We start from the raw sequence: 19,765 nt of genomic DNA on the forward strand, positions 1-19,765 counted from the left end.
GCGGTAGGTCGGAATTTGCGCGGAACCTATATGATTAGGCGGCATTTGTGAACAACGGAATTCGGCGAACTTATTGCTCGTCAAAACGGTGCATGATCTGGCGTTTCAGACGGTCACGCACATCGCGATAGGCCGCCATGATCTGGCTTCTGCTGCCCGTTACCAATGTCGGGTCCGGCGTCGGCCAATATTCCACATCGACCGAGAAACCGCGCATCCGTTCCAGCACGGTGTGGTGGGCAAGCGGCGTCAGCGTTACGATCAGATCGAAATAACCATCCGCCAGTTCTTCGAGGCCACGTGGCTGCCGATTGTCGAGCGACAGGCCTTCTTCCTGAAGGACTGCATCGACAAACGGATCGCGCTCGCCCCGCTTCACGCCTGCGGATGCTACATAAATATTGGGGGGAAGGGCCTGTCTTGCAAGTAATTCCGCGATGGGCGAGCGAATTGAATTCTTGCCGCAGACGAAAAGCAGAGACTTGGGCAGGCGTGGTTTATGATCTTCATTGCCGTCGACGCTGGATTTTCGGGGAGGGACATCAGTGATGACCATCAGTGATCAGCCCCTCCAGTGCAGGACGCAGACAAGGGTGAAAAGCCGCCGCGCCGTGTTGAAGTCAACCTCGATCTTGCCCTTCAGCCGCGCCTGGAGCGTTTGCGACCCCTCATTGTGCAGGCCGCGCCGCCCCATGTCGATTGCCTCGATCTTGCTTGGCGTCGCCGAGCGGATCGCCTGGTAATAGCTTTCGCAAATCATGAAATAGTCCCGCACCACGCGGCGCAAGGGCGTGAGCGAGAGAATATGGGTTGCGACGTCCTCGCCGGTTTCCCGTGCGATGGCGAAAATCAGCCGTGATTCCATCAGCGAGAGCTTCAGGCGGTAAGGTCCGCCCGTATCGTCCCCGATCGGGTGGAAGGAGTTTTCCTCGATGAGATCGAAGATGGCCACCGCGCGTTCATGCTCGACGTCAGGCGTCGAACGCCCGATGGATTCATCGAGCTCGACGTCAATAAGGCGGGCATTTGGAACACCGGCAGTCATGTCACCTCATAGGTTCAACCGGATGGCGACGGACTGTGCGTGGGCGTCGAGGCCTTCGGCGCGGGCAATTTCGATTGCCGCAGGCCCGAGTACACGCAGCTGATCGGGGCCGAGTTTGAGAAGCGACGTGCGTTTCATGTAATCGAGAACCGAAAGTCCGGACGAAAAACGCGCCGAGCGCGCCGTCGGCAGAACGTGGTTGCAGCCGCCGACATAATCGCCGATCACTTCCGGCGTATACCCGCCGATGAAGATCGATCCAGCATTGCGGATCTTTGGCAGCAAGGCTTCCGGGTCGGCGGTGGCGATTTCCAGATGCTCGGCTGCAATGCGATTGGCAAGCGGAATGGCCGCTTCAAAATCCTCGACCAGAATGACGGCCCCGAAATCGCGCCAGCTCGCGGCTGCGGTTTGCGCGCGCGGCAGGTTGCGGAGCTGGCGTTCGACAGCCTCCTCCACCGCTATCGCCAGCGCTTCATCATTGGTCATGAGGATCGACTGCGCGGCAGTATCGTGCTCTGCCTGGGCAAGCAGGTCAGCGGCGATCCAGTCGGGATTGTTGTCCTTGTCGGCAATGACCAGAACTTCCGATGGGCCTGCGATCATGTCGATGCCGACCGTGCCGAAGACGATGCGCTTGGCGGCAGCAACATAGGCGTTGCCGGGGCCGACGATCTTCGCCACCGGCTTGATTGTTTCGGTGCCATAGGCAAGGGCCGCGATAGCCTGCGCCCCGCCGACGCGGTAGATTTCGGAAACGCCAGCCAGACGTGCGGCCACCAGCACCAGTGGATTGAGAATGCCATCGGGCGCCGGGACGACCATGACGATGCGTTCCACACCCGCTACCTTGGCAGGAACGGCATTCATCAGGACGGAACTGGGATAGCTTGCCGTGCCGCCCGGAACATAAAGCCCCACGGCCTCGATGGCGGTCCAGCGCGAGCCAAGCTCGACGCCCAGCGCATCGGTGTAACGGTCATCCTTCGGCAATTGCCGCGCATGATGCTTCTCGATGCGTTCATGGGCAAGTTTCAGCGCCTCGATTGTCGAGGCGGGTGCGGTCTCGAAAGCCGCATCGACTTCGGCTTCGGTTACCGCAATGCCGATTTTATCAAGATCGATCCGGTCGAAACGGCGGGAATAATCGATGAGCGCGCTGTCGCCTTCGCGGCGCACGCGGTCGACGATTTCCCGTGCTGCCCGGTCCACATCTTCGGATGCTTCGCGCTTGCTTGCCAGAAATGTCGCGAAATTATTCTCGAAATCGGGATCGGTTTGTCTGAGCGTCTTGACCACGCTTCTGTTCCTTCAAATCTGCCAAATCTGCTTGCCAGCCAAATCTGCTCGCCAGACCGGCGTCCGGCTGACGAAAGACGGTCTCGTGTGACCTTCTTTCAGACGTTATGGCGAGGAAGCGATTCTGTTTCCCATGCCGCGCCAAGGTCCGTCATTTGCGCCTCAATGCATTCCACTTCAAGACGGATAGCCGCATTTGCCGAAAAAGTCAGTTCTATTGTTCCGGCAGGTGTTTCACCGGCGGTGAACTGAACGGCCATCAGGGAAAGCACCTCATCCGGCTTCTGGCGGTCTATCCCGGTTGCCCGGGCGGCAATCACCCGGTTGAAGTGCAGGGCGGCGCGGCGGCGCTGATATTGCGGCTTGCGCAGGAACCGCGGCTTGCTTTCTTCCCAGACGAAACGGTTCGCCGTCAGGATGAAGCGCTTTTCATTGGCGAGATATTGAAGGTCGGATACTTTCAAAACCGCGTCCTGAAGATGAGCCGACAGGACCTGCAAATCCTCCTCATCCAGCGCCACGAGCTTCAGCATATCCATACTCCAACACCACTTTCCCGTTATCGGTTAATAACTGTTCCCGGCGGCGGGGAAATCAACCACCCGCCTGATTGTTGATCAACCTGGCCCAATATCAGCCTGGCCAATTATCAACTTGGCATGCCGAAACAAAAAAATCGACAGGCTTTTCAAGCCTGTCGCTGTTCATTGGCTTCTTAAAGAGGAATCAGAAAAGAGCGGAGCAATGAAAGTCGCTCCGCTCGGCCCTATTAACCACTGATGCGTTCCACCAACGCGCCGCAGCGGGACAGTTTTTCTTCCAGCCGCTCGAAGCCGCGATCCAAGTGATAGACGCGGTTGACCATGGTTTCGCCCTCGGCGGCGAGGCCCGCGATCACCAGGGAAACCGATGCGCGCAGGTCCGTCGCCATCACCTGTGCGCCTTTCAGGCGCTCCACGCCTTCGACGGTTGCCGTCTGGCCGGACAGGGAGATCTTTGCGCCGAGACGCGCCAGTTCCTGCACGTGCATGAAGCGATTTTCAAAAATGGTTTCCGTGATGCGCGAAGTGCCCTTCGCCTTGGTCATCAGGCCCATGAACTGCGCCTGCAGGTCGGTCGGGAAACCGGGGAAGGGGTCGGTGGTGACGTCGACCGGCTGGATGCCATGGCCGTTGCGCACCACGCGCAGGCCGCTATTCGTCTCGGTGATCTCGGCACCCGCCTGACGCAGCGTGTCCAGAGCCGACGACAGCAGGCTTTCCTGCGCGCCTTCCAGAAGCACGTCGCCGCCGGTCATCGCAACGGCCATCGCATAGGTGCCGGTCTCGATACGGTCGGGAATGACGCGAACGCGCGCGCCCGAAAGGCTGGTCACGCCTTCCACCTGGATGGTGCTGGTGCCCGCACCGGTAATTTTTGCGCCCATTGCGTTGAGGCAGTCGGCAAGATTGACAACTTCCGGCTCGCGGGCCGCATTTTCGATGATGGTCTCTCCCTTGGCGAGGGCCGCTGCCATCAGCATGACATGGGTCGCGCCGACAGACACTTTCGGGAAGCTGTAGCGGGCGCCGACAAGGCCACCCTTCGGCGCGCGCGCCTTGGCGTATCCGTTTTCGATGTCGATTTGCGCTCCCAGTGCCTGAAGCGATTCCAGCAGCAGGTCCACGGGGCGGGTTCCGATGGCGCAACCGCCCGGCAGCGAGACGGTTGCCTCGCCGGTGCGCGCCAGAAGCGGCCCGATGACCCAGAAGCTGGCGCGCATCTTCGACACAAGCTCATAAGGCGCGGTCGTGTCGACGATATTGCGGGCGGTGAAGTGAATGGTGCGCGAATAGGCGCCGTTCTGGTGCTCGCGACGCCCATTCACCGAATAGTCCACGCCGTGGTTGCTCAGGATGCGTATCAACTGCTCGACATCGGCCAGATGCGGCACGTTTTCGAGCGTCAGCGTATCGTCGGTCAGAAGCGAGGCGATCATCAAGGGCAGGGCGGCGTTCTTGGCGCCGGAGATTGGAATGATGCCGTTGAGCTTGTTACCGCCGACGATTTTGATGCGATCCATGCTGTGTCACCTTCTGGGCCGATACCTTGCCCGATAAATTTGCACCAAATCCAGCGGCCATTACGGCGCGGAGGCGTTGCGTGATGAAATTACGAGTCTTGCGGCCAAATTACGTCAAATACGAATCACAAAAGGACGATATCGCTGCGAAGAACAGAAATGAGCTTTTACCGCAGAGCCTCCCTATCTTCAAGAAAGGCTTTGTCGTCGTGATTCTCAGTCGGTGTCGTCGCTGGCAGCGGTGATGCCGTCGTTTCGTTCATCGGCTTCGCCTGCGCGCCGGGATCTCAATTGCGCTTTGCGGCGCATGAGATTCGCGCGCAGTTCCTCGGCCCGGCGCTTTTTGCGCTGGTCGGATTGGATTTGTTTCTCTTTGTTGGTGGTCGTATCGCTCATGACGGTCTTCTACTACGGGAAAAAGGGCCGGAAAAGCGGGTTTCAGATGCGTGTTCGGCAGATTTCCACATTATGTGAAAAGAAATGCAATTGCTTGCTTGCGATTTGCGTAATGATGTGGCAGAAGTCCGCCGCACTCAAGAGATTGCTGCGGTAGCTCAGTGGTAGAGCACTCCCTTGGTAAGGGAGAGGTCGAGAGTTCAATCCTCTCTCGCAGCACCATTTCCTCCTGATATTCAACGCAAATTTGGCTTCACCCTTTGTTGGGCAGGAGAGCAGATGCGCATCGGTGTGCACCCATCCCGCATTGCATAGTCGGCTGGATCAGCTACGCAACCAGCACCGCCTGTTCACATTCTTTGCAAGGCGCTCCGCATTTGCAGCTTTTAATGAGGTCGGCCCAGTTCACGCCGACCCCGCTTCAGCGGGGCCCTCGTTCCGCGGCAGGCTTTTACGTGCCGCCTTCCTTGTTTTTCTTCTTCTTGCCCTCATCATAATGAAATTTGATGGCAAAGAACATGGCCACGCCCAACACGATGACCTTGAATGCCATCAAGCCTATAGGGATCCATTCCATTTAACCGCATTCCCGAGCTGCTATTTTCCGTGACTGGCACTAGCACATCGCGGTTCGATGAACAGATCATATTTGGTTGATCTCGCTGACGTTTGGAAAAGCGCTGTGTCGTGCAAATGGGATATTCGTTCAGGCGGACGCAGTCTTGCCATGCCGCCTTTCTTTCGCAGCCGCTCTTTTCGATGTATACTGCCTGCCTGATCGTCAGGCTTCACGCGGATTATCCGCTGATCATGTGAAAGCCGGAAATTGCGTGCAGGCCTGTCCTGACCGCCGCCCTTGCCGTCAGGACTGCCTAACCCGCAGGAGGAGCGTCATGGCACAGTTTCATGTAATTGCAGGTCGGGACCAGACTGCCTTTTATCCGGAAGTCAAGCGCATCCAGATGGCGGATGTATTCGATGCCCTGCGTTTGGGTTTCGACGACTTCTGGGCGAAGCCATCGCATTACGTTTTTCTTTGTCTCATATATCCGCTGGCCGGGTTGTTCATCACCTATTGGAGCACGAACGCAAATGCGCTGCCGCTCCTGTTCCCCCTCATGTCCGGCTTCGCTTTGATCGGGCCGGTTGCCGCCTTGCCGCTTTATGAAATGAGCAGGCGCCGCGAGGAGAAAATGGACACGAGCTGGAGGCGCGCTTTCGATGTCAGCCGCTCCCCGGCATTGCCGTCGATCGTGGCCGTCGGCTCCTTCCTTTTCGCCATCTTCATTGCGTGGCTGTTGGTGGCTCAAAATCTCTATGTTCATTATTTCGGCCCCATGCCGCCCGAGAGCTTCTCGATGTTGATCAATCAGGTGTCATCGACGGAAGAGGGACGCAGTCTTATTTTCGCCGGTTGTGGCATTGGTTTCCTTTTTGCAATCGTCGTCCTGTGCTTGACGATCGTCACCTTTCCAATGCTGCTCGATCAGGATTGCGGGGCTGCGGCGGCTATCGCGACATCATTGCGCGTCGTCTGGCGCAATCCCCTGGAAGCGCTGCTTTGGGCGGCAATTGTAACCGCTATGCTTGTCGTGGGCTTCGCCACCATGTTTGCCGGACTGGCCGTGGTGCTGCCCATCCTTGGACATGCGACCTGGCACCTCTATCGAAAGACGGTTGGGCAGCCGGCGTTGGCGCGCATGGGATGATCGGGACGGATCGGAGAGCCGACAACCAAAAGTAACCTGTCGTGGAACTCCGAAATACGATTGGGCTGGACAAACGGATATTTGCAGTGGCCAATATAAGAGACGGCATTGGTAACACTTCATAGTTCCCAATAGTGTTGTGCCGTTTTGGCGTCGCGCCCGTGGCGCCGCATTACTTCTTGTTTTGAGCTTGAGAGGCAAACAAATGTTTCGTGCCACTGCCATTATTCGTGCGGATGAGGTGATCGATGCTGTGCCTGCTGGCCACGCCGTTCTTGAACGCGATGAGCGCCATCTGCGGCGCAAAGCCATTGCTCTGGAAGGCGGCGAGAAGGTGCTTGTCGATTTCGCGGAGCCGGTTGTGCTGGGTCACGGAGACAGGCTTGTTCTGGATGACGGGCGCGAAATTGAAATCCGCGCTGCAAGCGAGGAACTCTACGAAATCCGCGGGCGCGACCCGCTTCACATAGCCGAACTCGCCTGGCATATCGGCAACCGGCATCTGGCGGCACAGATCGAGAATGATCGTATCTTCATTCTTCGCGACCATGTCATCAAGGCGATGCTCGAGGGGCTTGGCGCCAAGGTGACGGATGTAACGGCAATTTTCAGTCCGCTGCGCGGTGCATATGCGGGCGGCCATTCGCATCATGACCACGGACATCATCATGGCCATCACGACCATGACCATGACCACGAACATCATCACCATCACCACGACTGATATTTACTGGCATTAGCGACATCATGGCCATGAAACACGAACCCCAACATTCGAGGCTTTTTCGCACATGACTCAGAAAAACGGACCCTTGCGCATCGGCATTGGCGGGCCGGTGGGATCGGGAAAGACGACGCTGACCGAAAAGCTCTGCAAGGCGATGCGCGATAAATATTCGGTCGCCGTGATTACCAACGATATCTACACGCAGGAGGACGCCCTTATTCTGGCTCGTTCCCAGGCCTTGCCCGAGGAACGGATCATGGGCGTCGAGACGGGCGGATGCCCGCACACGGCGATCCGCGAGGACGCCTCCATCAATCTGCAGGCAATTGCCGAAATGAACCGGCGGATTCCGGATCTGGATATCGTCTTCATCGAATCTGGCGGCGACAATCTGGCGGCCACGTTCTCGCCCGATCTGGCGGACCTGACGCTTTATGTTATCTCGGTTTGCCAGGGCGAGGAAATTCCGCGCAAGGGCGGACCGGGCATCACGCGGTCGGATTTCCTGGTGATCAACAAGAGCGATCTTGCCCCGCATGTGCACGTTGATCTCGATGTCATGCAGGGGGATGCGGCGCGGATGCGCGGCGCGCGACCGTTCGGTTTCACCGATCTCCATCGCGGCAAGGGCGTCCCGGAGATTATCGACTTCATCGTCGAGAATGGCGGGCTGGAGCTGCGTTGAGCGCAGCTCGTTACGGGATCATGTCTTAAGCTGGCTTGCAGCATCGCGATCTCGGCATTGACTGCTGTGATCACGTCAACCCTGAGCCACATCGCTCACGGCTGGCCTGTAACCGAAATCGAAGGGCCTTATGCCTTGGAACTTCAAATCTAACGCCATCGGCTGACCGCTTACGAAGCACCGGAGATTTTACCACTTCACTCTGAATCCGAGTGTGCCTTTGTAGGAGTAACTGTCGCCGAAGTCGGCGAGGCTGGTATTGATAGCGCCCTCGCCATAGACCGAGTATTTGTCGCTGTTCCAGTTATAGCTACCACCAAGCCCGATACCGCCCCACAGCCGCTCGTTCTGATTGGCAAAAGTGGTTCCCGAAACATCCACTTTCGTTCCTTCGAGGAATTCATAATAGAGGTTTGCGATACCGTAGACCTGCGCTCTGTCGATCAGACCATTGGCATTATACCAGGAGTTTTGATGTTCAACGGCAAGGCCGAGACGGCCTTGGAGGCTTTCGCCACGGTCAAGACTGATACGGGCCCCGAAAACATCGTTGAAGCTGTCGAAATCAACTTTCGAATAGGTCAACTGTGCCTGTGGTGTGATCGACCAGTTTTGATCAAGCGTTACACGTTGGCCGGTTTCACCTGAGATCGCAAAACCAAAGCCATTATTGCTATCGGCCAGACTGAGGCCGTCCAGACCAGCCGTGAATTCGCTGTCATTGGCACTGAGATCGCTATCATACCAAGTCAGCTGTGCCTGACCGTCCACGTAAAAGCCGTTATCGCCATACCAGGTCAGCGTGCCGCCAAATCCATAACCATCTGTGGAGACTTCATCGTCCCCGAAGATTGAATAGGTCTTGGCCTTGCCGTGCGTATAGTGAACCGTAAACCCGCCGATCAGCTTTCCAGCGCCGTTTTCCAGCAGCATACCGTCCAGGCCCGCTTGCAGCTTGAATATGTTGTAGTCGTAGTTTTCTCCAGATGTTGAAAACTTGGGATCGATCTTGCTGTGCGCCCCTTCGATGCGTCCCCAGATGCCTCTGCCCTCAATCAGGTTGCCGGCTTCAGATGCAGGGGCATAGGGCGCGCCCGCTGGGTCTGCGCCTTCGGACAGCATCACATTGCCTGCGTTGCTCCAATAACGGTTGCCTGTCCGCTGTTGCAGCGTCGGCAGACTGTTCAAGCCGAGCAGAAACTGCGGATAGGTCTCATAGAGACTAACGCCCGGCTGATAAATCGGTTGATTGGGTTCATCCGGGTCGACTGGAATGTCTGGATCGACCGGGTCCGTCGGAATGCGGTTAGACCGCAAATACCAATTGCCATCACCCGGCTGTGAGGTGCTGCCTTGGAAGAGACGATAAGCATAGGCGCCGCCCACAACGGCCTGTTGGCCATTAAATACATAATCGCCCGCAAGAGAAAATGCATTTGGGTCTGATGTGCCGCCAACTGTAACGATTTGAATCCCTTCGATTGTATCGTCACCGTTCCCGTTAATGTTTTTGACTTTAACGGTCGTATTTCCTGATGTATCGCCAAGGATTGCTAGTTTATCGGTCAGCGAGCTGTCATTGCCGAGTACGGTATCGAGCGAAAGAATTCCGCCCTGTCCTGTATAATTACCGGCGATGGTCAAAGTACCGATAGAACTTGCGAGCCCCTGACTGCCCCCCGGCGTCTGTCCCGGAGCAACCGTGCCTGTATTAAGAGTCGAGCCAACAACCCCGGTGCCTTCCAGCGTGCCGCCGGCCAGAATATTGGCTGTTGCTGTCGATATGTCGCCATTTATCTGCAAGATACCCGTGTTAGGAAGCAAGGTGCCGGTGAAGCTCAGCTGGTTTTCGTTCAAAATGGTACGGCCAGCCGCAGCTTCAATGGTTCCATCGCCCACTATTGCCAGCGTCGACGGCCTTGACGGGCCATCAAGATACTGCGCGTCGAACTGATCGAAGATATAATTATCAGAGGTATGGTTGAACCGGATCAATCCGGTCCCCTCGCCAAACTCCACCGTCTGCGCCATCAAACGACCGGGGGCGACCGCAGCTCCTCCCACAGAGCCACCGATACTCAATGTACCATTTCCTGTCGTCTCGCCGCCCAATATCAGTGTACCGTTTGATACGTGGTCAACCAGACTATAGAGCTGCTTGTAAACCCCGCCGCTGTCATCCGTCTCCGCGAGGAAAGTCGCCGTGCCAATACGAACCTCGCCGTTGTCGGCAATAGTCAACTCACCGGTTCCGCTTTGCCCCACTCGCAACGCACCGGTATCAGTCGATGTAGTCGAATTATTCCAGGGCGAAAGATAGTCTTGTAATATGCCAGACTGGTACCATACCGAGTTCGTACCGGACACTGTAATGGAGCCTGTTCCTCCGTTGATGCCTACATTTGTGTCGAGAGCGGATCTGTCAACGTAATTCTGGTAGATGACGCCTATCTGATAGTCGGTATAACTGTGAACCTTGCCGCCAGAGAGGATGTTGACGCTACCAACGCTATTTTGACCATTGCCAATAACAAGGCCTTGCCCGAAGAACGCCATGGGCACATCATTGCGCGTTGCAGCCGCCGAGCCATCCAACGTGATTGCGCCTGTACCTCCGTCAAACCCTACGGTAGCCTTACCCTTGGTCAAGGTATTGATGTTACTACTGTTATAATTGACACCGGGGTCGCCTAACTTGCCCCCTGCGAGGATATTCACTGCGCCGTTGCTTCCAGCACCATCCCCAACGATAAATTCACCGCGATCATAGGTTGTGAAAGCCGCCCCGTCCAGATTCAATGTACCTGCGCCGCCATCGACGCCGATATATAGCCCTCCGAAAAGTGAAGAGCTAACAAAAACTGGTGCACAACCCTGGCAGGACGTGTCGAGCCACAACGGACCTTCCGGAGGAACGCCAGTATCTTTACCGGTGCCAACGAGATTGACTTCTCCGATGCTGCCCGTCCCTTTGCCAATACTAATCGCGTTTGCACCCAAGGTCGTGACTATAGGTCCTTCAAGAGAAAGGGTTAGTGTGCCACGTCCACCATTTGCACCAACCTCTAATTCATTGCCAGTATTGAGATAGGTACTGCTCGTTGGAGATTCAGCATTTGGAAGAACATTGATCGTCACAGATCCGGTTTGACCAGCAATCGTGCCGATACGATCAGCTAAATTCGAATTATAGCCCACCGGCGAACCGAGATCGATCGTCCCAACGGCATTACCATTATTCACTGTCGAACCAGAACCCTGTGGTCCGTTGTTGTCGTCCCAGTTAAAGGGGTCGAAAAAATCGTCGCTTACAGCGCCTGTCCAGTCGTTCGCCTGGACTATAGAGGGAGTGGCGATGCAAATGGCAGTCGCGGCTACAGACGCCATAAAGAAACGAGAAGATCGTTTCAGTTGGCCAATAAAATGGGTCTTCCCTACCGACAAAGTCCCCTCCCGGAATACGAATCGATGCAACGACATATTTTCTGCGGAGTAGACGCTGTTGATCGAAATCCGTTTGATTTCGATCAATGAATGCCAATAAAAAGTTGGTATATTATCGTATATAAGTTATATTGAAGATAACTGGAGTTGGTGGCAGTGTCTATACAAAAAAAATTGCCCTAGCGATCGTATCATGTCGAATTTGGAGCCTGAACGCACAGTGAGGTCGGGGGATTCGATAGTATTCAAAGCGCCGGTTGTTTTGTCTGCAGAGGCACACCGGACTTTTGGTTATGTGCCAGAATCAGGAAGCAATACTATCCAGTTACCTCTCTTCGTCCCTATTGCCTCGTTCGAATTCTTCAAAATTGCCAGTTGTTATCCGATCTTGTTTTTTAATGATGAAGACGTCTTTCCGGTTGCCATCACAGCTCCGATCAGCAAAGATGGTGCAATTTATGGCAAACACCCGACCGATGTTGCGCCTTACTTGCCCAGTATCTTGCAACTCTATCCGTTCATTCTGGAGAAACTTCCAGATCGCGATGCAGGGGTGCTCGTCTTCGACGAGAAGAGCGGACGGGTCGTCCCCTTGAGTGAAAACAGGAGTGCCGCGGCATTATTCGATGGTGCTGGCACGCCGACCGAAACATTGCATCGGATCGCCTCTTCTGCAGCACAGGTTTACGACGGTCGCAGGCGGGCAGCGTCTTTTGCCCTCGCGTTGAAAACAGCCGGCCTTCTGACACCGAGCGCACTGGAGTTCAACGAAATCAGACCCAAAGATTCCAAGCAACGCCGGTTCTATATGATCAATGAGCCAGCGTACAGAGCTTTACCGAAAGACACGGTCGATGCCTGGTTTGTAAGGGGTTGGCTGGATCTGGCCACCCTTGTTATTGCCACTCAACATAACTGGTTGAATTATCTCCATCGTCCTGTTTCACCCGCCGACACAACGGTGAGCTAAACATGGTTACGATCACTATTCCTCCCCAAGCAATTGTCATCCCGCTACCGAAGGAAGATGAGGTATTTCATAGTTCCAATTCTATCCGTCCAGAGATCTATATTGAGAGCGGAGATTATTACGTTCGTAGTCTTCGGGATTCAGATGTCACCGAAGATCTCGTCTCCTGGTTCAATCGCAGAGATATGCTGCGCGGACTGAACCTCAATGAACTTAATTTCACGCTAGCGAGCTTCAGAAATTTTATTGTCAGGTTTGATAATTTCCATAACTACATTCTGGGTATTTTCGACCACGACGACGATAACCTGGTGGGCTTTTACACCATCGACGTCAATCGCAACCACAAGATAGGTAGCCTGACCACCGGTATCGGCGATCAAAAACAACGTGGCAAGCAGACATTATGGGCCACAATCGACGATATTCTCGATCATTTTTATGCCGAACGAGACATAGAAAAATTCACTGCGCGTATTCTGGCGCGCAACTACGCAATGCTGTTTAATTTCAAAAACAACTCACGATTTGTACTAGAGGCTCACTTGAAGCAGGAATGTCTGGCGCCGAATGGTGAACGCCTGGACCTTCTGGTCTTTGCTTCATTCAAAAACGCACCATCGACACGCGCCTTCATTCCTCGGAAAACGAATGGGACATCAACAGTATGACCGGTCAAACGCAGCAGCTATCGCATGAAGATAACTTGGTCGTTGAGGCAAAGAACATTCTGGCTGGATGCTTGTTCATACCCGCTGAGACAATTCCCGATAGTGCGGATATCGGATCACTGGGCGAACTCGATAGTTTGACTTTCGAGCTAATTGTTCTCGAAATCGAAAAGCACATCGGTCGCCAAGTCGATCCTATAGCTCTGCTGGAGATGCAGTCTGTAGCTGATTTGGCCGAATTGCTACGCAAAGAAAAAGCATGAGCCTGTCCTCTCAGATATGCGGCTATCTCTATGAGCTGGCTCGTGAGCGGAACGGAGAGAATATCACCACCGAATTTAACGGCGTAAATGTCTTGATTGTTCAACGACTAGAGGATGCCGACCACATCTTGAGGCTAAACGCCAACAATTATCGCAAGAACATGGCGTGGTTTCGCCAGGCACTAGGCGCTTCGCGTTTTTCGGAAGATGGATACGCTTGGGAAATCCGTCGTCAACTGACACAGAGCTATTTCAACCGCTTCGATCGTGAAAACACCTTCAGGCTTTCAACCGACTATGCGGAAAAAGCAATTCAGGAACTGGTGGTCCACAGCCAGAATGAAGCTAGCATTGATGAGAGCGCCTTGCGACGGATGACCGCGAGTGTCCTCATCGATAATTTTTTCGGCATCAAGCTTGACGACACAGGCATCGATTTGGCGGTTCTGGCAGAACTGATGGCCATTGGTTCTGATTATTCCTTCGTACCAGAAGGCAAGACGAGCACGCTTTATCGAGACAGATTGGGGGGGCTGCCCGCTTTGCGCCGCGAGATATTGCGCCAGCTCGGCTATTTTCGGTCGTCTGACGTGCCTCGTGCACCCCTCTTGGAAGGTTTGCTTGAAGCGGATCGGCGCGGGAAGGACCGCGTGGTGCTCGAGCATGAGTTGATGACCTTTATGGCAGCTGGAGCAGAAACGTCTGCTGCGACTATGGGTTGGGCATGCTATTTACTTGCCCTATATCCCGAAGTTCAGGAGGCTCTCCGCGCAGCGGCGCGCGCTTTCTGGCACGGCGATCATACAGATTGGCAAACTCTCTCGAAATTGAAGCCCCTGTCGCGGTTCATTTCTGAAGCCTTGCGGCTTTATCCGCCGACCCCCATTGTTGCACGCTATGCCATTGATACCGATAAACTGGGAACGACGCACGTGAGTCCCGGACAGAACATCATGGTGTCGTTCATTGGCGTTCAACTGGACCGACGCTTTCGAGCGGATCCCTGGACCTTGGATATGGACGATCTTTCTGCCAAGAAAGTCACGGGCGAAACCATGGCTTTCAGCATCGGACCTCGTATTTGCGGGGGTAAACAATTTGCGTTGCTGGAGCTGATGACCTTCCTCAGCGTATTTTTGAACTGCGCTCGATTTGAACTCACTTCCAACAAGCCCCCAAGCTATTTCTGGAAATCGCAGATGCTGCGCGATGGCGGACAGCCAGTGCGTGTTGTGGAGCTGAATTGATGGTGGAGGGAACGATATTCAAAGGGCAGAGATGGCTGATCACTGGTGCGAGTAGCGGCATCGGGCTGGAGGTTACGAAGCTGCTGCTGCAACACGGTGCCAAAGTGGCGGCAATTGTCCGCAATCCACAAAAAATCAACGCATTACACCAGGAATATCCAAAAGCGCTGGCGCTCCTTCAGCTTGACCTCTCTGAGACATCTAAAGTCGCAGGGTGCGTCCAATCAGCGATCAACTCTATGGGTCGGATTGACACTGCCTTGAGCACTGCAGGCTACGCTCTAGTTGGTGCGGCTGAAGAACTCGGCGAACATGCCATCACAAAGCAGATCAACGTAAATCTCGTCGCACCTATTTTCTTAGCAAAAGCAATTCTGCCGCATTTTAGAGAGCTGAAGACGGGTCGCTTTCTTCAACTGTCCAGCGAAGGTGGTCAGATGGCCTATCCTGCCGCTGCTATCTACCACGCCAGCAAGTGGGGATTGGAAGGGTTCTTCGAAGCACTTTCAATGGAGGTGAAAGGCCTTGGCATTGCAGTGACACTCATTGAGCCTGGCCGTATCCAGACAGAGTTCGACAATAACGCTGTCGTTGTGGAACCCCAGAGCGAAGACTATCGAAGCAGTGCCGTAGGCACTTATTTCAAGCTGCTCTCCATGGGACGATTTCCCATGATCGGCGACCCAAGGAAAGTGGCAGAAGCTATTCTTGATCTTAGCCAGCAAGAGGACCCACCGTTACGACTTGTCCTTGGCAGCGACAGCTACAAAAACATAAACAGGGCCTTGAAAAAGCGGCTTTCAAAAGTGGAACAACAAAAAGACACGAGTTCCCAAACCGACCGATGAAAGCGGATTCTCGTTAGTTGAAGCACAAAAGATTGTAGAGGACTAGGCTGGCAGAGCGTTGAATTCGAAATGATCAGATGTGGTAACGTCCAGCTTGAATGCGATTAGAAGAACCGACACGGATGATAAGTTCACTGGTTTTTCATGCCAATAATTCCATCAAATCGAACGTTTCAAAAGCTTGCTGTTTATTGCGACGCGGTACAGAAATACACCCCGTAAATAAGGTGGAGCAAATTACAATATGCGGATTAGCACGTGAAGCTGACCTCTCTCCCTACCCAAAACCACCATCTATCGCAGCGTGTTGCAGAATTCTCCTCTATCACGCAAGCCTTGGATTATGCCGCAAGCGGCGAGACAGGTGTTTGCTTTTATGATCAACGCGGCGATCTTACCGCCACTCTGACATATCGCGATCTACGAGAGCGAGCAATCTCGACCGGGGCTAAGCTTCGATCGTCTGGCTTGAATAGAGGGGATGCAGTCGCAATTATCGGCGAGACTGCGGCAGAATTTTTATACCTGTTCTATGGTTGCCAATATGCGGGACTTGTCGCCTGCCCCTTGCCTTATGCAATCTATCCCGGCGGCAAGACAAGCTATGTCAACAAGCTGGCTGCGTTTATACGCGGGGGAAATGCAAAGCTGGTCTGTCTGCCCGATGCGTTGAAGGAGCTATCAACAGATCTCCTACAAATGACTGGCGTACAAACGGTCCATTACAGGCAATTGGATGCCGTTCAAGGAGACATACCGCCGGAGCCGCTTGGGCTGGATGAACCAGCCTATATCCAATTCTCATCTGGCTCAACAGCGGAGCCAAAAGGCATCCGCATTTCACAGGAAGCAGTGTGTCATAATGTTAAAGGGATATTGCGTGAGTGTATAGAAATCACTTCCGACGACCGGGCCTTCTCATGGCTCCCATTTTATCATGATATGGGTCTGGTCGGCTTTTCGATCGCGCCGTTATTTTCTCAAACGACCGTGGACTATATTGCGCCCACAACATTTGCCAGACGCCCAGTACTATGGTTGCAACTCGTGTCGCAAAATAGGTCCACAATCACCTACGCCCCGGTATTCGGCTACAAGCTTGCTGCAAAACGTCTCAAGTCGTCGGACTGCGATATCGACCTCTCTTCTCTTCGGATTTCAGGTGTCGGAGGAGATATGATTAATGTTCAGGAACTATACGATTTCGCCCACGCAACTGCGAGGTTTGGCTTCCAAGCGAAATCGTTCACGCCGAGTTACGGGCTTGCAGAATCCACGCTTCTCGTCAGTTTTCGTCACGGTCTGGGTGAAGTGACAGTCCATCGTAAAAGACTGGAGGAAAATCATGTTGTGTACAGTCAACTAGGAAAACCGGATGTTCGTTCGTTGGCTATATGCGGCAGGCCTTTGAACGGTCACCAGATTATAGTTTGCGATACCAACGGGTCCCCCGTGCCAGAGCATCGGATTGGTCACATTTGCATCCGGGGTCCCAGCCTTATGTCGGGCTATTGCGACGAGTCACTTCAGCCGATGAAAAGAATTGTAGATGCCAATTTTTTTGATACTGGCGATGCAGGATTCATTCGGGACGGTGAACTGGTTGTCACCGGTCGTTTCAAGGAAATGATCGTAGTCAACGGCCGCAACATCTGGCCGCAAGATGTTGAACGGGCCGTAAAAGCAGTTTCAGAACTGCAAAATGCGCATGCGGCCGCTTTTGCTGTGGATGAGGACAACTCAGAGGTCGTTGTCGTTTTAGTAGAGTGCGGGGAAATTCACCGTGAAGACACCGACGCGTTAAAACTGCGGACTGCCGCCGCGGTCAATTCCAGTATTGGCGTAACACCTCACGTAGAACTGGTCCGTGCTGGCAGCCTGCCTTTTACATCTTCCGGTAAACTGAGTCGATCCGGGGCTCGCAAGGCATATATCGCCCGATTACTTTCCTATGTATAAAGCAGGCATAGCGAATAACTTCGTAAGCGGTCGGCCGATGGCGTTAGTGAACCGCACCGGGTTTGCCGGAGGCTCCAACTCGCGAGAAAGTGGAGTCGATATGAGCAAGACGACTAACAAATTTTCACCTGAAGTCCGTGACCGGACCATCCATATGGTTTGGGAGCACGAGGCCGAGCATCCTCCGCCTGCCGAAGCCGAAGAACGTTACTATGCCATGCTGAACGCGCCAGCCATGGCCGCATAACTTCAACCAAACCGCCTCCGGCAAACCCGGCGCGGTTCAGCCGACATTCCGTTCCCGCCCCAAATCGTCATTTGGCGGAACAAGATGATCAGTAAGATTCGTGCGACGACGGAAGTACTCGGGTTAAACGAAAGGGCGAAGCTACATGCGCTTGGCGAAACTTTAGGACCCGGCTGCGAGCTCTGTTTGGGCCCCCAGTAGGAATCGAAAAGTCCGCACTCACATTATAAGGCAACTTTATTCAATATCGCTCGACACTTTGGACCGTTCTCTCACGAGATCAATTGGCTAATCTCTGTCCAAAAGGCTAAATCAAGTGTCAATTGACAACTAGGAAGAGAATGGCGCACCCGAAAGGATTCGAACCTCTGACCCCCAGATTCGTAGTCTGGTGCTCTATCCAGCTGAGCTACGGGTGCTTGCCTGTGTGCCGCTCGCTGCGGCGATGGGCGGTTGATAATCGGACAAATCGCTAAATGCAAGCGTCTTCTTAGAAAAAAATGTGGTTCTGTGAAGATTTCTTGTCAGGTCTCGCATTTCCGGGCTTTTCGGCCGGAGCCGGTGCAACGGCAGATTGTCTAGGCGTTCTCTTCGGTGCGCTGGTTGCTGCGGTCTTCGCGGCGCATCTGCAAATCAGGGATGCGAATCTCGAAATGCGCGCCAACCGGGCGGTCCTCGCGAAGCTCGATTGTGCCCCCATGCGCGCGAACCAGTTCCTGCGCAATGGCAAGCCCGAGGCCGGTGCCGTCGCTGCGCGTCGAGCCCCGGAAGGCCGTGAAAAGATTGTCGCGCGCCTTTTGCGGCAGGCCGGGGCCGGTGTCCTCGACGCCGATGATCGTCGTCGTCCCGATTCTCCCCGCCGAAATCGTTAGTCGCTTGACCGTCGCGACATCAGTCGTCTGGTCACGCTCCATGGCCTGAACGGAATTTCGGCAGAGATTGCTCAGGACCCGGAACAACTGCTCCGAATCGACATTCAGCTCAAAATCTTCCGGAACGAGATTCTCGAACTCGATGCTGCTTTCGGAGCTGGGACTCAAGGTTTCCTGCACGTCTGCGATGATGGTGTGCAGCAGGACGCGGCGCGGGCGTGGCGGCGCTTCCTGCGAGCGGCCATAGGCCATCACGCTTTCGGAATAGCTGATCGCACGGCTGAGCGTGCGAATGAGCTTGGGGGCGAACCGCTGCACCATCGGGTCTTCGGTATCGGCAAGCCGGTCCGACATCAGCTGCGCCGAAGCCAGGATATTGCGCATGTCGTGGTTGATCTTGGAAACGGCGAGGCCGAGATCGGCCAGGTGCTTCTGTTCCTTCAGCGTTCGCTGGAGGTCACTTTGAATATGGGATATCTGGCGCTGGGCGATGCCAAATTCGTCCTTGCGATTTTCCGGAACGAGAATGAGCGCGGGATTGTCGGGAGACGATGCGAAGTCGATCATGTTGCGATGCATGATGCGCACCGGCCGCAACAGCATTTCATGGATGATCAGGTAGATCAGGCTTGCCGCTATCACGGAAATGATGAGGGATATGAAAGTGACGTTGCGCGCATAGACGAGCATGGCGTGGCGAAGCGGCGCATCGGAGGTGACAATTTCGATGACACGGTCCGGCGAACCGGAGGATGAAACCGAGCCGAAAATTCGCAGCGTTCTCTCCCCGCCATTGAACAAGGTGCCGAATGCATCCCAAATGGCAGCCGCTTCGCTGATATTGTTCAGATCGATGACCTGATCGATCTTGCCGGGAACCTCCGACATGGCGAGCAGGCGCGACGCCCCGGCTTCACGCATGGCGATCGCCTTGGTGCCGGTGGCCAGAAGCACCTTGTCCTGGATTTCGCGCGGCACATCCATGTTGCCGCTGGCTGCCAGCACTTCGCTGACGGCGCCGACCGTATCGAGCCGGGAACTCATCCAGCGCACACGCATATTGGCCACGGACGGGACGAAGATCAGAACTTCGGTGATCAGCACTGCGAGCGCGGTCAGCAGCAGGAGCTTGCTTGAAAGCCGGTTGCGCCAGGGCAGTCTTGTAAACTGGGTTGGAGAGAGCCGCTCGACGGTCGCAGTCCGAGAGGCCGCTTCGGGGGAAAGCGCGCCCGTTTCCGTGGTCTTTTCAACAACCGCCATAGCCTGCTTCCAATTCAAGGCGAACCGGCCCAATTGCCGCGGTGCCTAAACCGGTCTGCCG

Annotated in this window: 19 protein-coding genes and 2 tRNA genes; 11 read left to right on the forward strand and 10 right to left on the reverse strand. The window is 54.7% G+C overall.

Annotated elements, in window-relative coordinates; all coding sequences use genetic code 11:
- Positions 1 to 70: 70 nt before the first annotated feature.
- The 6 genes from OINT_RS01275 to OINT_RS01300 all read right to left on the reverse strand — a co-directional run bounded on the left by OINT_RS01275 (position 71) and on the right by OINT_RS01300 (position 4,802).
- Positions 71 to 556, reverse strand: a complete 486-nt coding sequence (locus OINT_RS01275; protein ID WP_006465973.1) for an arsenate-mycothiol transferase ArsC — start codon at positions 554 to 556, stop codon at positions 71 to 73.
- A 6-nt stretch (positions 557 to 562) separates the two neighbouring features.
- Positions 563 to 1,045, reverse strand: coding sequence for a UPF0262 family protein (locus OINT_RS01280; RefSeq protein WP_006465974.1), 483 nt, complete (start codon positions 1,043 to 1,045; stop codon positions 563 to 565).
- Positions 1,046 to 1,051: 6 nt separating this feature from the next.
- Complete coding sequence (gene hisD, locus OINT_RS01285) at positions 1,052 to 2,344, reverse strand: histidinol dehydrogenase (protein ID WP_006465975.1); 1,293 nt, start codon at positions 2,342 to 2,344, stop codon at positions 1,052 to 1,054.
- A gap of 98 nt (positions 2,345 to 2,442) precedes the next feature.
- Entirely contained in the window at positions 2,443 to 2,883 is a 441-nt protein-coding gene (locus tag OINT_RS01290; protein ID WP_006465976.1) for a DUF2948 family protein, read from the reverse strand.
- A 230-nt stretch (positions 2,884 to 3,113) separates the two neighbouring features.
- Entirely contained in the window at positions 3,114 to 4,406 is a 1,293-nt protein-coding gene (gene murA, locus OINT_RS01295; protein WP_006465977.1) for a UDP-N-acetylglucosamine 1-carboxyvinyltransferase, read from the reverse strand.
- A gap of 216 nt (positions 4,407 to 4,622) precedes the next feature.
- Positions 4,623 to 4,802, reverse strand: coding sequence for a hypothetical protein (locus OINT_RS01300; protein WP_006465978.1), 180 nt, complete (start codon positions 4,800 to 4,802; stop codon positions 4,623 to 4,625).
- 147 nt (positions 4,803 to 4,949) lie between these two features.
- Between OINT_RS01300 and OINT_RS01305 the strand changes: the two genes are divergently transcribed.
- Positions 4,950 to 5,024: transfer RNA gene (locus OINT_RS01305), tRNA-Thr, on the forward strand.
- A 229-nt stretch (positions 5,025 to 5,253) separates the two neighbouring features.
- Here OINT_RS01305 and OINT_RS24270 read toward each other — a convergent pair.
- Positions 5,254 to 5,379: a hypothetical protein gene (locus tag OINT_RS24270; RefSeq protein WP_006465979.1), complete on the reverse strand. Its 126-nt coding sequence runs from the start codon at positions 5,377 to 5,379 to the stop codon at positions 5,254 to 5,256.
- Positions 5,380 to 5,695: 316 nt separating this feature from the next.
- On the opposite strand from OINT_RS24270, the gene OINT_RS01310 reads away from it, so the two are divergent.
- The 3 genes from OINT_RS01310 to ureG all read left to right on the forward strand — a co-directional run bounded on the left by OINT_RS01310 (position 5,696) and on the right by ureG (position 7,923).
- Positions 5,696 to 6,511 (forward strand): DUF2189 domain-containing protein, encoded by an 816-nt coding sequence (locus tag OINT_RS01310; protein ID WP_006471103.1) that lies wholly within the window; start codon positions 5,696 to 5,698, stop codon positions 6,509 to 6,511.
- A gap of 205 nt (positions 6,512 to 6,716) precedes the next feature.
- A complete protein-coding gene (ureE, locus tag OINT_RS01315) occupies positions 6,717 to 7,235 on the forward strand; it encodes an urease accessory protein UreE (RefSeq protein ID WP_006471102.1) in 519 nt (172 codons plus the stop codon).
- A gap of 67 nt (positions 7,236 to 7,302) precedes the next feature.
- On the forward strand, positions 7,303 to 7,923 hold the full coding sequence (ureG, locus tag OINT_RS01320; protein ID WP_006465982.1) for an urease accessory protein UreG: 621 nt from the start codon (positions 7,303 to 7,305) through the stop codon (positions 7,921 to 7,923).
- Positions 7,924 to 8,112: 189 nt separating this feature from the next.
- On the opposite strand, the gene OINT_RS01325 is transcribed toward ureG, so the two are convergent.
- On the reverse strand, positions 8,113 to 11,454 hold the full coding sequence (locus OINT_RS01325) for an autotransporter family protein (RefSeq protein WP_006465983.1): 3,342 nt from the start codon (positions 11,452 to 11,454) through the stop codon (positions 8,113 to 8,115).
- 106 nt (positions 11,455 to 11,560) lie between these two features.
- Here OINT_RS01325 and OINT_RS01330 point away from each other — a divergent pair, with 106 nt between their 5' ends.
- The 7 genes from OINT_RS01330 (at position 11,561) to OINT_RS23735 (ending at position 17,572) form a co-directional block, all read left to right on the forward strand.
- Complete coding sequence (locus tag OINT_RS01330; RefSeq protein WP_006471100.1) at positions 11,561 to 12,337, forward strand: SapC family protein; 777 nt, start codon at positions 11,561 to 11,563, stop codon at positions 12,335 to 12,337.
- 2 nt (positions 12,338 to 12,339) lie between these two features.
- Positions 12,340 to 13,008 carry a GNAT family N-acetyltransferase gene (locus tag OINT_RS01335; protein WP_006471099.1) on the forward strand — a complete coding sequence of 223 codons (669 nt, stop codon included), beginning with the start codon at positions 12,340 to 12,342 and terminating at the stop codon, positions 13,006 to 13,008.
- Positions 13,005 to 13,271 (forward strand): acyl carrier protein, encoded by a 267-nt coding sequence (locus tag OINT_RS01340; protein WP_006471098.1) that lies wholly within the window; start codon positions 13,005 to 13,007, stop codon positions 13,269 to 13,271. Before OINT_RS01335 ends, OINT_RS01340 begins: the two co-directional genes overlap by 4 nt.
- On the forward strand, positions 13,268 to 14,518 hold the full coding sequence (locus OINT_RS01345; RefSeq protein WP_039852255.1) for a cytochrome P450: 1,251 nt from the start codon (positions 13,268 to 13,270) through the stop codon (positions 14,516 to 14,518). The genes OINT_RS01340 and OINT_RS01345 overlap by 4 nt, the downstream gene beginning before the upstream one ends.
- Positions 14,518 to 15,366: an SDR family oxidoreductase gene (locus OINT_RS01350; RefSeq protein ID WP_006471095.1), complete on the forward strand. Its 849-nt coding sequence runs from the start codon at positions 14,518 to 14,520 to the stop codon at positions 15,364 to 15,366. The genes OINT_RS01345 and OINT_RS01350 overlap by 1 nt, the downstream gene beginning before the upstream one ends.
- A 258-nt stretch (positions 15,367 to 15,624) precedes the next feature.
- Positions 15,625 to 17,325: a fatty acyl-AMP ligase gene (locus OINT_RS01355; protein WP_006471094.1), complete on the forward strand. Its 1,701-nt coding sequence runs from the start codon at positions 15,625 to 15,627 to the stop codon at positions 17,323 to 17,325.
- A gap of 100 nt (positions 17,326 to 17,425) precedes the next feature.
- The gene (locus OINT_RS23735; RefSeq protein ID WP_006471093.1) at positions 17,426 to 17,572 is read left to right on the forward strand and encodes a hypothetical protein; all 147 of its coding nucleotides are present in this window, start codon (positions 17,426 to 17,428) and stop codon (positions 17,570 to 17,572) included.
- 342 nt (positions 17,573 to 17,914) lie between these two features.
- On the opposite strand, the gene OINT_RS01360 is transcribed toward OINT_RS23735, so the two are convergent.
- A tRNA-Arg gene (locus tag OINT_RS01360) sits at positions 17,915 to 17,991 on the reverse strand.
- 159 nt (positions 17,992 to 18,150) lie between these two features.
- Positions 18,151 to 19,704, reverse strand: a complete 1,554-nt coding sequence (locus OINT_RS01365; RefSeq protein WP_006471092.1) for a sensor histidine kinase — start codon at positions 19,702 to 19,704, stop codon at positions 18,151 to 18,153.
- Positions 19,705 to 19,765 lie beyond the last annotated feature (61 nt).

Source organism: Brucella intermedia LMG 3301 (genome assembly GCF_000182645.1).
GTDB classification, from domain to species: Bacteria; Pseudomonadota; Alphaproteobacteria; order Rhizobiales; family Rhizobiaceae; genus Brucella; species Brucella intermedia.

Coding starts and splice junctions, on each gene's coding strand:
- OINT_RS01275 (WP_006465973.1), bottom strand. CDS start 556: ATGGTCATCACTGATGTCCCTCCCCGAAAATCCAGCGTCGACGGCAAT.
- OINT_RS01280 (WP_006465974.1), bottom strand. CDS start 1,045: ATGACTGCCGGTGTTCCAAATGCCCGCCTTATTGACGTCGAGCTCGAT.
- OINT_RS01290 (WP_006465976.1), bottom strand. CDS start 2,883: ATGGATATGCTGAAGCTCGTGGCGCTGGATGAGGAGGATTTGCAGGTC.
- murA (WP_006465977.1), bottom strand. CDS start 4,406: ATGGATCGCATCAAAATCGTCGGCGGTAACAAGCTCAACGGCATCATT.
- OINT_RS01300 (WP_006465978.1), bottom strand. CDS start 4,802: ATGAGCGATACGACCACCAACAAAGAGAAACAAATCCAATCCGACCAG.
- OINT_RS24270 (WP_006465979.1), bottom strand. CDS start 5,379: ATGGAATGGATCCCTATAGGCTTGATGGCATTCAAGGTCATCGTGTTG.
- OINT_RS01310 (WP_006471103.1), top strand. CDS start 5,696: ATGGCACAGTTTCATGTAATTGCAGGTCGGGACCAGACTGCCTTTTAT.
- ureE (WP_006471102.1), top strand. CDS start 6,717: ATGTTTCGTGCCACTGCCATTATTCGTGCGGATGAGGTGATCGATGCT.
- ureG (WP_006465982.1), top strand. CDS start 7,303: ATGACTCAGAAAAACGGACCCTTGCGCATCGGCATTGGCGGGCCGGTG.
- OINT_RS01330 (WP_006471100.1), top strand. CDS start 11,561: ATGTCGAATTTGGAGCCTGAACGCACAGTGAGGTCGGGGGATTCGATA.
- OINT_RS01335 (WP_006471099.1), top strand. CDS start 12,340: ATGGTTACGATCACTATTCCTCCCCAAGCAATTGTCATCCCGCTACCG.
- OINT_RS01340 (WP_006471098.1), top strand. CDS start 13,005: ATGACCGGTCAAACGCAGCAGCTATCGCATGAAGATAACTTGGTCGTT.
- OINT_RS01345 (WP_039852255.1), top strand. CDS start 13,268: ATGAGCCTGTCCTCTCAGATATGCGGCTATCTCTATGAGCTGGCTCGT.
- OINT_RS01350 (WP_006471095.1), top strand. CDS start 14,518: ATGGTGGAGGGAACGATATTCAAAGGGCAGAGATGGCTGATCACTGGT.
- OINT_RS23735 (WP_006471093.1), top strand. CDS start 17,426: ATGAGCAAGACGACTAACAAATTTTCACCTGAAGTCCGTGACCGGACC.
- OINT_RS01365 (WP_006471092.1), bottom strand. CDS start 19,704: ATGGCGGTTGTTGAAAAGACCACGGAAACGGGCGCGCTTTCCCCCGAA.